The following is a 12,133-nucleotide window of genomic DNA, read 5'->3' on the forward strand; positions in this document are numbered from 1 at the left end:
TTAACGATAGGCCAACAAGATCGGAAACCAAAAGGCCACGGTTGCCACCACAAAGAAGAGTCGACTGGCGTAACGCAGCGTTCGAAAGCCGCGATCCGTTTCGCCATGAGTCATTAGGCGCCACGACTTCCATGCAGGCACCGCAGCACTGACCACCCAAAACATTGGGGCCGGCAGCAACCCAACCAGACACAACATCGTGACCACAAAGACTGCGGCGTAAAGCAGTAATACCCCTGCCTTTAGATTGGCGAGACTGCGACGGCGGACAAACCAGGCGGCCACCACAAGGGGGGCCGTAGCGGCAAGCGCCGCCAGTAGTGTCGCCATTGACTGGGCTGCCGCACCCCCAATGGCCACCAACAGCAACAGATAGCCCGGCGGCCCAAACAAGGAACTATCCCGCGATCTTTGGCGCTTCGCGCAGGCGGATATGCAGCTCACGCAACTGCTTTTCATCCACCGCCGAAGGTGCCTGAGTCAGCAAACACTGTGCACGCTGGGTCTTGGGGAAGGCAATCACATCACGAATGCTCTCGGCGCCCGACATCAGAGTCACGATACGATCCAAGCCAAAAGCAATACCGCCATGGGGAGGCGCGCCATATTGAAGCGCATCCAACAAGAAACCAAACTTCATCTTGGCTTCTTCAGGGCCAATCTTCAGAGCACGAAAGACCTTGCTCTGGACTTCTTCGCGGTGAATACGAACCGAACCGCCACCCAACTCCCAGCCGTTTAGCACCATGTCATAGGCTTTGGCCACACATTTTCCAGGGTCGGTGTTCATGAGATCTTCATGACCATCTTTCGGTGCGGTAAACGGATGATGGACAGCAACCCAGCGGTCCTCTTCCTCGTCGTGTTCGAACATGGGGAAATCAATCACCCACAAAGGTTTCCACCCTGCCTCAAAAAGACCATGTTGTTTTGCAAAATCACTATGGCCAACTTTCAGACGCAAGGCACCAAGCGCGTCGTTGACAACTTTTGCACGATCCGCACCGAAGAAAATCAAATCGCCATCCTGGGCACCGGAGCGCTCCAGGATCGCTGCAATCGCATCATCGTGCAGGTTTTTGACAATTGGTGATTGCAAACCATCGCGGCCTTTGGCGCGGTCATTGATCTTGATCCAAGCCAGGCCCTTTGCCCCATAGATCTTGACGAATTCAGTGTAACTATCAATTTCCCCGCGGCTAATCGATGCGCCCCCAGGGATTCTCAAGCCTGCAACACGGCCCTTCGGGTCGTTGGCTGGATCAGAGAAGACTTTGAAATCCACTGATTTCATGGCGTCGGTCAACTCAGTGAATTCGAGCTTGACACGCAAGTCTGGCTTATCGGAACCGAAACGTTGCATTGCCTCGGAATAGGCCATCACCGGGAAGGAGTCGGGCAATGCAATCTGGATGGTGGTTTTAAACACATGACGAATCATGCGCTCGAAGAGATCACGGATCTGCTGCTCGGTGAGAAATGATGTCTCACAGTCAATCTGAGTGAACTCGGGCTGACGGTCTGCACGAAGATCTTCATCTCGGAAGCATTTGGTGATCTGATAATAGCGATCAAAGCCCGACACCATGAGTAGCTGCTTAAAGAGCTGGGGCGATTGGGGCAAGGCAAAAAACTGCCCCGCATTCACTCGGGACGGCACGAGATAGTCACGCGCACCCTCGGGCGTGGACTTGGTCAGCATGGGCGTCTCAATGTCGACAAACCCTTCGGCATCGAGATAGCGACGCACCTCCATGGCCACGCGATAACGCAACATCAGATTCTTTTGCATCATCGGCCGGCGCAGATCCAACACACGGTGGGTCAGACGGGTGGTCTCTGACAGGTTGTCATCGTCGAGCTGGAATGGTGGCGTAACCGAAGGATTTAGGACCGTGATCTCATGGCAGAGAATTTCAATCTCGCCACTTTTTAAGTTGGAGTTGATCGTGCCTTCGGGCCGCTTACGGACCAGACCTGTGATCTGGATACAGAATTCGTTGCGCAGCGTTTCGGCCGTTTTGAACATGTCAGGCCGGTCTGGGTCACAGACCACCTGAGCCAGACCTTCGCGATCACGCAAGTCAATAAAAATCACACCACCATGGTCACGCCGGCGATGCACCCAGCCGCATAAGGTAACCGTCTGTCCAAGTTGCTCAGCACAGACTGAGCCAGCGTATTGAGAGCGCATAAAAGTTCCTGAATGGATCTAGATCATAAAAACGAGAAAGCAGAGATGGGCCAATCAAGCCTTGGGCTTTTTTGGTAACGGCGGTACCGTTCCCATGCTCACGACATACTTCAAGGCAGCATCCACGCCAATGGATAACTCCACGACTTCTGATCGGGGAATCATCAAAAAGAAACCCGATGTTGGGTTTGGTGTTGTTGGCACATAAACCGACACACAATCAGTGGGCAGATGTTGCGCGACATCTGGGGAAGGCGTGCCCGTTAAAAATGCGATCGTCCAGGCGCCCTGACGGGGGTATTGGATCAGCACCGCCTGACGAAAGGCCTGACCATTTGGCGACAAAATCGTGTCGCTGACCTGCTTCACCGATGAGTAAATTGAGCGGACCAGCGGGATGCGCTGCATGGTGGCTTCCCAGATATCCACTAGCTTTTGGCCAAGAAAGTTTGCCGCCAAAAAACCGGTGATCAGGATGAATAACACCACCACCAGCACGCCAAAACCGGGGATGTGCACACCGAAGAGCGACTCTGATCGCAAGGCGATCGGCAAGATGCTGTCGAGAAGATCAAAAATCCAGGTGATCACCCAAATGGTGATCGACAACGGCGCCCAAAGAATCAGGCCCGCAAGGAAATAACGCTTAAAGTTTGTCTGGGTGAGCACAGTCTGATCCCGATCGCGTGACGTCAGGTCGTTGAGGGGGGTGTTGCTGAACTCGAGGCGCTAGGGGCAGCTGGCGCTGGACCGCTGGCCGATGCGCTGGTACTCGTTGCCGTAGTACTCCCGGCAGTGTCTGCAGCCGCCGAGGTTTTTTTACCCTGGTCTCGGAAATCTGTCACATACCAGCCAGACCCCTTCAGCGCAAAACCTGCGGCGGTCACCTGCTTGACGAGTTTCGGCTGTCCGCACTCCGGACAGTCCACCAATGGTGGATCAGAGAGCTTTTGAAGGGCGTCTTTCTGAAATCCGCACCCTTCACAACGATAGGCGTAGATCGGCATGATGGTCACTTCCCGTAAAAAAGACGCGCGCCGCAAAGGCGGCGCGATAGATGGAAATAAACCAAGATTTTACCCGTGAAAGCGCCTGTTTGGGCGAATCAACGGGCAAGCCCTGCTTGGGAAGAACGCCCCTAAACAGCCAACTTAAAAGGGAATATCGTCGTCAAGCTCGTCAAATCCCGGGGCCTTGGCGGCCGACTTGGCGGTGCGGGCCGGCGCAGAGGCTCCGCCGCCGCCCATATCTGGGGCATCTCCCGAAGACTCATCCCGACGGCCGCCAACAAACTCCAACTCAGTGATCCGGGCGCGCAGTGAAAAGCCCTGGCCTGAGCCGTCTTTCTTGTCATAGGTCTCGATATGAGGCTCTGAAAGGGTGACAAAGACCTGGGAGCCCTTGGACAGGTAAGGCTGAAGCTTCTCAACGCGATCCCCCCACATGGCGGCATTGATCCACTGGGTTGGGCGACGGCCGTCGCTGCCTTTTCGGCCGTAATCAAAGGCCAACGAGATATCCATGACCGCCTTGCCATCGGGGGTATAACGGGCAACCGGTTCGTTTCCAATTCTTGCAACACCAACCATCAACATAGTTTTCTCCTAAAAAGCGCCCGACATCGGGACCACCCCAGCATGGATAAGCACCCGCGTTTTGACGATCCGGTATTTGGATTAGCCAGACGCCTGACCCATCGGGTCAGCCGGTTTGGGCTTTCGGGGGCCTAATTCTTTTAAACCAAACGAGATAATGCCCCAAACCAGGATCGTCGCGGCGCAGACCAGATAGACCGCGGTCTCACCAAAGGCCTTGGCCATAATGCCCCCGAGCAGGCCCCCAGTGAATAGCCCGAGTGACTGGGTTGTGTTGTAGACCCCAAGCGCTAGGCCGCGATGCTCTGGCGGCGCAACTCGGGATACCCAAGAGGGCAAAAAGGCCTCTAAGAGATTGAATGACGTGAAAAACAAAAACAGGACGGCCGCCCATATCCAAATGACATGGGGAACGAAGGCAAAGCCGGCGATCGCGGTGCCCATCAGGCCGATGGCTGCCAAAAAAGCAGGCTTGTAATGGCCGGTCCGCTCAGCCCAAAAAATAGGCGGAATCATGGCCAGAAAAGACAGCATCACGACAGGCAGATAGATCTTCCAGTGCTCGGGCAGTGCCGTGCCCATATCGATCAGGGCCAGGGGAATCACCACGAAGATGGCCGTCTGGGTCATGTGAATCATGAAAATTCCCAGGTTTAGCCGCATCAACTGGCCGTTAGATAGGACAGTTTTCTTGGCCTGGTCCATGGAAGCGTCCATGGCCTTTTTTCGGGCGGGTTCCTTCATGCGAACCACGGGAATCATTGCGGCAAGGACTAAAAGCCCAGTGAGCCAAAACAACCCCTCCATGCCCATCACGGCAGACAAGGCGGGTGCCACGATCAAAGACAAGGCAAAGGCCAACCCGATCGTTCCACCAATAAGCGCCATAGCGCGCGTACGCAGTTCATCCCGCGTGGAATCCGCAAGAAAGGCCGTGACTGCTGCAGAGATTGCGCCCGCGCCCTGTAGGGCCCGGCCGACCGCAAGGATTTCAATACTTGTCGCCAGTGCAGCAACAAAGCTGCCCAGCGCAAAGACTGCCAGCCCCACCAAGATTACTTTTCGGCGGCCATAGCGATCCGAAGCGATGCCAAACGGGATCTGCAACAGGGCCTGTGTCAATCCATAGACGCCGACCGCAATACCAATCCAAAGCGGATCAGCGCCACCGTCTAATTTTTTTGCCTCGGCAGCCAGGATTGGGAAAACCAAAAATAGGCCAAGCATCCGCAAGCCATACAGCATGGAGAGCGCCAGGCAGGCCCGCCATTCATCCCGTGTGAACCGAAGTTTTTGAGGTGCTTTCGTCATAAGCGGGAGTTATAGTATTCGATTGGCCTAATCCAAGCGAACTATGCGTGACGCGATACGGGTGCGCGGTGCCCGAACCCACAACCTCAAAAGCATCGATCTCGATTTACCCCGCCACCAGCTGGTGGTGATTACTGGACTGTCTGGTTCCGGAAAGTCGTCGCTTGCCTTTGACACCCTTTACGCAGAAGGGCAGCGCCGCTACGTGGAGTCTCTGTCGGCCTATGCCCGGCAGTTTCTCCAGCTCATGGAAAAGCCCGATGTTGATCTGATCGAGGGCTTATCGCCGGCAATCGCGATTGAGCAAAAAGCCACCAGCCACAACCCACGGTCCACGGTGGGCACCGTGACCGAGATCCATGATTACCTTCGGCTTTTGTTTGCGCGGGCTGGTGTGCCACACTGCCCGGACCATCCCCATCATCGCCTTGAGTCTCAGACCATATCGCAGATGGTGGATCAGATTCTGAGCTGGCCTGAGCAATCGAAGCTCACGGTCATGGCACCAGTACTCAGTAATCGTAAAGGCGAGCACCATGATCTGATCAATAGCTTGCGGGCCCAAGGCTTTGTTCGGCTACGAGTGCAGACAGAGCACCAGCCACCCGTGCTGTGTGACATCGATCAGATCGGAGCCCTGCAAAAAAATCAACGCCACTCGATTGATGTGGTGGTTGACCGCCTGAAAGTAAAACCCGATATCGGCCAGCGGCTTGCGGAATCTCTTGAGACTGCACTTCGACTTGGCGATGGCCGTGCCTTGCTCGATTGCGAGCCCGCCGTTGCGAATACCAAAGAACATGTCTTCTCAACAAAGTTTGCCTGCCCGGATTGCGGATTTAGCCTGAAAGACCTTGAGCCACAGCTCTTTTCGTTTAATAGCCCCGCAGGTGCATGTACTGCGTGTGATGGTATTGGCGTAGTGGACTATTTTGATGAAAAGCGGGTAGTGGCTTTCCCAAATTTAAGTCTCGCGTCTGGGGCAATCAAAGGCTGGGACCGGCGAAATGCCTTTTATTTTCAGCTGCTGCAGAGTCTGTCAGAACACTATGGCTTCGATCTTGAAACACCATTTGAAGCCCTGCCCGATCACATTCGGCATGTGATCCTGCACGGTTCAGGCGAAGAAGAGATTCCGCTTCGGTACCCCGGCGATCGCGGCAAGATAGTGATCAAGAAACATGCTTTTGAAGGAATTCTTCCCAATATGCTTCGCCGCTGGCAGGAGACCGATTCTTCGGCAGTGAAGGAAGAGCTTGGCCGCTATCGAAGCGAGCAGGCCTGCCCTGAATGCGCCGGCACACGACTTAAGCGAGAGGCCCGTTTTGTTCGGGTGGGCGTGCCCGGCGACGACATCAATCTGCCAGAACTCCTCCGCATGCCGCTGCGCGATGCGGCAAATCGTTTGTCGCATCTGGTATTGCCCGGCATGAAGGCAGCGATTGGCGAAAAAATTCTCTCTGAAATCACTGCCCGGCTTGGTTTCTTAGTGAATGTGGGGTTGGATTACCTGACCCTGGATCGGCCTGCTGCGACACTGTCGGGCGGGGAGAGCCAACGGATTCGTCTGGCCAGTCAGATTGGCGCTGGTTTATCGGGTGTGATGTATGTCTTGGATGAACCATCCATCGGCCTGCATCAGCGGGACAACGATCGGCTGCTCTCAACCCTGCAGCACCTGCGTGATCTGGGTAACACCGTGATTGTGGTAGAGCACGATGAAGATGCGATCACTTCTGCCGATTATGTGGTGGATATGGGACCTGGTGCGGGCGAACATGGCGGCCGTATCATCGCCCAAGGCCCCCCTGCAGAGATTCTGCAGCACCCCACATCACTCACGGGGCAATATCTCTCAGGCCGCAAGACGATTGCGATTCCAAAGCGCCGTCATGCCCCCAGCGATCGGGTGATTAAAATCATCGGGGCCCACGGTAACAACCTAAAACAGGTCTCGGTCGATATTCCATGTGGTCTGATGGTCTGTGTGACGGGTGTTTCGGGCTCCGGGAAGTCAACGCTGATTAATGACACGCTGTATACAGCAGCGGCCAAGAAAATCTACGGCTCAAGCGCAGAGCCAGCGGGCTTTGATTCCATTGAAGGTCTTGATCATTTTGACAAAGTCATCAATGTTGACCAAAGCCCGATCGGCAGAACACCAAGAAGCAATCCCGCGACCTACACCGGGCTATTTACGCCAATACGCGAACTCTTCGCGCAGACCGCCACCGCCCGTGAACGTGGCTATGATGCTGGCCGCTTTTCATTTAACGTCAAAGGTGGCCGATGCGAGGCCTGTCAGGGGGATGGGTTAGTCAAAGTAGAAATGCACTTTCTGCCCGATGTCTATGTGCCCTGCGATGTCTGTCATGGGCTACGTTACAACCGAGAGACCCTAGATGTTCGCTATCGCGGGAAAAATATTGCGGAAGTCTTGGACGTAACGATTGAGCAGGCGATGGAGTTTTTCCGCGCAGTGCCCAATGTGGCCCGGCGACTGCAGACCCTGATGGATGTCGGTCTTGGCTATGTCAAGCTTGGCCAGAGTGCCACCACACTATCTGGTGGTGAGGCCCAGCGGGTAAAGCTTTCTCAAGAGCTATCCAAACGCGATACAGGTCGCACGCTCTATGTGCTCGACGAACCCACCACTGGTCTGCATTTTCAAGATATTGAATTACTGCTCAAAGTCTTGCATGCCCTGCGCGATGCCGGCAACACGCTGGTCATCATTGAACACAATCTTGATGTGATTAAGACTGCGGACTGGATTATTGATCTGGGGCCCGAGGGTGGCGATGGCGGTGGACAGATTGTGGCCACTGGAACTCCCGAGACGATTGCCGAGCAAAAAGGAAGTCATACCGGCCAGTATCTGGCCAAGGTATTGCGGCGGTAATGTAAAAAGAGTCCGGCTCGCGGACTCTTTTTTGCATTTAAAAAAACAACGGCTTACTTTTTGCGAACACAGTAATAGCCACCGCCCTGGAACTCATTGCCGTCAGGGTCCTTGGCGCGGGCGTGGTACCCGGTTGGCACGTAGACATCCTTGCCCGCATTCATGGCCGCACAGACTTTGCGGCCGGTCTCCATGAGTTCAGCCGGTACTGGCCCAAAAGCCGAGGGGTTGTCCCAGACCCGAAAACCATCTTTCATAATGAGCTGTGGTGGCACCTTGGCCTGTGCCTTGCCTGGGCCCTGCTGGGCGATCGCAATACCACTCATCCCAAGCCCGCAGGCCAACACAACAGCAGTCGCTAATGAAACACGTTTCATGTCCTGTCTCCCTTATTCATTGACGAGCAGGCCGACGGTCTGCTTCAAGGCTGATTCTATTTCTGATCAGCTGGGTTCAGACCAATCTACTTGTGGGAAACCGATGGTTTTCTGATCTACCTCAAAAACAGGCGTCCCAACTAAAAGCTGATGCCCTTGGCCAACACCTTTAGTGGTTTACCGGGCGCATCAAACTGGGCCACGATCATCTCACCCATGCCCAGATAATGACTAGTCAGACTGCTGATCACCACTTGATGTGACACCCATACTTCGAACTGGCCCACGCTTTTTCTCAAAGCGATCGCCCGAGCAGCTGCCACTGCCTGCGCCAGCTGTTGGTCACGGTTTCCCTGGCCCTGGAAAAACGAATTCAACGCAACCCATGGCTCAACCGGCAACTCTGCCCCAAAAATTTTTGGATCGAATGCGGCCCGCGCCGTATTTAAACAGCGGCACCACTGACTCGATTTCACCGCAGTGGGGCGAAGCTGGTGCTTCACAAACCACTGGCCAAAACGACGGGCCTGGGAGTAGCCCGCATCGGACAAGTCGCGTTGGCTTGAGCAATCATCCAGACGCATGCCAGGTGGATCACCAATGCCGGGCCCCGTCTGGGCATGCCGAATCAACACCACACAATTGCCGCGACGCAAGGCATCGACGTATTGCTGCTCATTAGTGGTCGCCCACAACGACTTTGGGCCCAACACGGACACTGCCCCTGCAGCGGTTAGAAATTCACGGCGTGATGGTTTGGTGGGCATATCAGTTCAACCAAACAAATCATCTAAAGCTTTTTTGGCCGAATCCACATCACCACCGGATCGGCCACTAACCCGCACATACTCTTCAGCGATTCGATCCTCCCAATACGTGGTTGGATTCGGTGCGTTACAGAATCGGCGAAAGACCTCGTTGGGTACGGCCTGATAAGAACGCACAGTGCCTTCTTGAAAATGAAGATCAAGCTGTCGCGTGGACTCGTTGTAATCAGCGCGCACAATACGCCCGACAGAAAAAGTTTTGGTCACCATGTCTCATCCTGGTCTGCAATGGCTTCTTTTCGACGATCTGTACGGATCTGCACCACTGGCAAGGTCTTGATTGCCTTACGAAGAATTTTGTAGACATCAAGATCAAAGACCGGTTCCCCGGCGTCTAGTAACTCATGGACCTGCTCATCAGAAGATGCCGCGCCGAGATAACACCAGGACTCGATCAGGTGAATGACACCCCCCTCTTTTAACCCGACCGGCCCGGGGTAGGGCCAGGTAGGGATTTTGTGCCGGGCCATCGCCATCAACAAACGCAGATGATGGGCCTGAGGCTTCTCCTTACCCACGCAGGCGCCCTTGCATTGCCTGAGTTGATAGCCAAAACAGGGGGATCCAGCCTTGATTTTTTCTAGACCCAGAAGTCCCTTGCAAAGCTTTTCTTCCTTAGCAAGTTCTGAAAGCATCTCTAAGGCATCACGCTGACTTCTAAAGACACCGAACAAATCCGGCTGGGCTCCCAGATTTAGATCCCGTGCCCAGACCAACTCAGGGGCTACCTGAGGCAAAGTGTCAAGCGGGGTGTCTGACACCTCGGATACGGGTACAACGTTAAGCTTGGTGTCAGGCACGGTGTCTGACACCGTGTCGGATACCAACGGAGAAATACGCCAGGAGCAGAGCTCTTTATTTCGGCGAAGCCTGGTGTTGTGGCTGGGCAGAAGCGACTTCACCAAGGCAGACTCTTTTAACAGCGCCGAGATCTCACCAGCCGTCTCAATCCACTCCACCCGACGGACCTGAAGCGACAGACTCATTTCCTTGCCGCGCGAATGATCAGAAGAAAAGTGAGACATGACCCGTTTGCGCAGGTTGTTACTCTTTCCAACATAGAGTGGAAAGTCGTTGTCCCCATAAAAAATATAGACCCCATGGGACTCTGGCAGCTGATCAGGAAGATCTGGATCGAGCTGAGAAGGCAAAGCCGGCCGTGCCGAGAGCTTCTCGACTGCAGAGATCAGAGTTTCGGCATCCCACTCGCCCTGAAGCTTTTCCCAAAACTGGAAAATCAAATCAGCGTCCGCCAGAGCACGATGGCGTGCCGACTGAATCAAGCCATGGCGGGCGATCAATGCATCCAGATTGTGTCTGGCCTCGGCGGGATACAAGAGCCGAGAGAGTTTGACAGTGCACAAGACCCGAGCCCGGAAATCGATGCCCAGTCGTTTGAATTCGTTTTTGAGAAAACCGTAATCAAACCGGGCATTGTGGGCTACAAATAATTTACCGTTAACTCGCGCCAATACATCATGTGCCACGTCTTCAAAACGAGGTGCATCGGCCACCATCTCTTCAGTAATCCCTGTGAGACCCTGAATAAACTCTGGAATGCGGCACTCAGGGTTGATGAGTTGGCTATAACGCTCGACACCCGATTCTGTGACTTCGACAATGCCAATCTCGGTAATGCGATCTTTGGTGGCAGTGGCGCCCGTCGTCTCTAGATCAAGAAAGACCATGGGCTGAAAACCAGTACGCATCGAACTAAACAGTCCTGATCATGGGCTTCAAGCGATGAGTTGGCTTAGGCGCTCAAGACCACGCCGAAGGGTCTCTTCTTTTTTGGCAAAACAAAACCGAATGGTTTTGTTTTCTGTGGGGGCCTGATAAAAACTCGACATGGGAATGGCGGCTACACCAATTTCTTGCGTCAGCCACTCACAGGCCTGCCGCTCGTTTTTGTTGGCAAGCTGGGGAACACCGGCATAGTTCACGATTTGGAAAAACGTACCCTCACAGGGGTAGAGATGAAATGGTGTCTGGGCTAGGCCTTGCCGAAAAAAGTTGCGTTTGCGCTGATAGAAATCAGGCAGCTGCAGATAGCGTTCCGGGGCGCCCATGTAATTGGCAAGCCCCACTTGCACCGCACTATTGGCCACAAAGACATTGAACTGATGGACCTTGCGGTATTCCGACATGATGTGACTGGGGGCTGCCACATAACCCATCTTCCAGCCAGTCACATGAAAGGTCTTGCCAAATGACGACACCATGATGCTTTGATTGGCCAAGCCCGGATATTGCGCCACACTCTGATGCGACTCTTGGTCAAACACCATGTGCTCATAGACCTCATCGGAGATCACCAGCACGCCGTGCTTCAGAGCGATCGCCTCTAAGGCGTTCATATCGGCATCCCGCAGAATCAGGCCAGATGGATTGTGTGGCGAATTGACAATCATGATGCGCGTCTTGGGTGTGATCGCAGCTTCCACACGGGGCCAATCCACCCGGTAATCACTGCCCATCGGCACACAGATAGGGGTGCAGCCCGCCAAGGCAATGCCTGGCAGATAACTGTCAAAGGCTGGCTCAATGATCAATACATCGTCACCCGGCTGGGTCAGGGCCATAATTGCCGTGAAGATGGCCTGAGTCGCACCCGCCGTGACCATGATTTCAGTGTCCGGGTTGTACGCGTGGCCATAGAGCCGTTGCAGTTTTTCCGTTAACGCCTGGCGCAAGATCGGCATACCGTTTAATGGCGCATACTGATTAAAGCCTGCCCGCATAGCGGCATTAACTTCGTCGAGCAAGAGGGGATCCGGACCAAAGTCTGGAAAGCCCTGGCCAAGGTTGACTGCGCCACACTCGGTAGCCATGGCGGACATGACCGTGAAAATATTGGTACCAACGTGGGGAAGCCGAGATCTCATGGCCATAAAGATACACGATCCAAATTCACAAAAAACAAGGGC

General features: G+C 54.4%; 12 protein-coding genes. 1 reads left to right on the forward strand and 11 read right to left on the reverse strand.

What is annotated here, in order from left to right:
- From AOB54_09395 to AOB54_09420, 6 genes are all read right to left on the reverse strand, one after another.
- A complete protein-coding gene (locus tag AOB54_09395; protein WVN41671.1) occupies positions 1-393 on the reverse strand; it encodes a hypothetical protein in 393 nt (130 codons plus the stop codon).
- 4 nt (positions 394-397) lie between these two features.
- A complete protein-coding gene (gene aspS, locus AOB54_09400; protein ID WVN41672.1) occupies positions 398-2,194 on the reverse strand; it encodes an aspartate--tRNA ligase in 1,797 nt (598 codons plus the stop codon).
- Between the two features lie 54 nt (positions 2,195-2,248).
- On the reverse strand, positions 2,249-2,863 hold the full coding sequence (locus tag AOB54_09405) for a DUF502 domain-containing protein (GenBank protein WVN41673.1): 615 nt from the start codon (positions 2,861-2,863) through the stop codon (positions 2,249-2,251).
- Between the two features lie 23 nt (positions 2,864-2,886).
- Positions 2,887-3,201: an FmdB family zinc ribbon protein gene (locus AOB54_09410; protein WVN41674.1), complete on the reverse strand. Its 315-nt coding sequence runs from the start codon at positions 3,199-3,201 to the stop codon at positions 2,887-2,889.
- A gap of 144 nt (positions 3,202-3,345) precedes the next feature.
- Complete coding sequence (locus tag AOB54_09415; GenBank protein WVN41675.1) at positions 3,346-3,789, reverse strand: single-stranded DNA-binding protein; 444 nt, start codon at positions 3,787-3,789, stop codon at positions 3,346-3,348.
- An 81-nt stretch (positions 3,790-3,870) separates the two neighbouring features.
- Positions 3,871-5,100: an MFS transporter gene (locus AOB54_09420; GenBank protein ID WVN41676.1), complete on the reverse strand. Its 1,230-nt coding sequence runs from the start codon at positions 5,098-5,100 to the stop codon at positions 3,871-3,873.
- A 43-nt stretch (positions 5,101-5,143) separates the two neighbouring features.
- Here AOB54_09420 and uvrA point away from each other — a divergent pair, with 43 nt between their 5' ends.
- The gene (gene uvrA / locus AOB54_09425; GenBank protein ID WVN41677.1) at positions 5,144-8,002 is read left to right on the forward strand and encodes an excinuclease ABC subunit UvrA; all 2,859 of its coding nucleotides are present in this window, start codon (positions 5,144-5,146) and stop codon (positions 8,000-8,002) included.
- 53 nt (positions 8,003-8,055) lie between these two features.
- On the opposite strand, the gene AOB54_09430 is transcribed toward uvrA, so the two are convergent.
- The 5 genes from AOB54_09430 to AOB54_09450 form a co-directional block, all read right to left on the reverse strand.
- Positions 8,056-8,379 (reverse strand): hypothetical protein, encoded by a 324-nt coding sequence (locus AOB54_09430; protein ID WVN41678.1) that lies wholly within the window; start codon positions 8,377-8,379, stop codon positions 8,056-8,058.
- 140 nt (positions 8,380-8,519) lie between these two features.
- On the reverse strand, positions 8,520-9,146 hold the full coding sequence (locus AOB54_09435; GenBank protein ID WVN41679.1) for a histidine phosphatase family protein: 627 nt from the start codon (positions 9,144-9,146) through the stop codon (positions 8,520-8,522).
- A 6-nt stretch (positions 9,147-9,152) separates the two neighbouring features.
- A complete protein-coding gene (locus AOB54_09440; GenBank protein ID WVN41680.1) occupies positions 9,153-9,416 on the reverse strand; it encodes a KTSC domain-containing protein in 264 nt (87 codons plus the stop codon).
- On the reverse strand, positions 9,410-10,915 hold the full coding sequence (locus AOB54_09445; protein ID WVN41681.1) for an exonuclease domain-containing protein: 1,506 nt from the start codon (positions 10,913-10,915) through the stop codon (positions 9,410-9,412). Before AOB54_09445 ends, AOB54_09440 begins: the two co-directional genes overlap by 7 nt.
- A gap of 27 nt (positions 10,916-10,942) precedes the next feature.
- Positions 10,943-12,097 (reverse strand): methionine aminotransferase, encoded by a 1,155-nt coding sequence (locus AOB54_09450; GenBank protein ID WVN41682.1) that lies wholly within the window; start codon positions 12,095-12,097, stop codon positions 10,943-10,945.
- Positions 12,098-12,133 lie beyond the last annotated feature (36 nt).

The sequence above is a fragment of the beta proteobacterium MWH-UniP1 genome, from assembly GCA_036362785.1.
In the GTDB taxonomy this organism is placed as follows: domain Bacteria; phylum Pseudomonadota; class Gammaproteobacteria; order Burkholderiales; family Burkholderiaceae_A; genus Lacustribacter.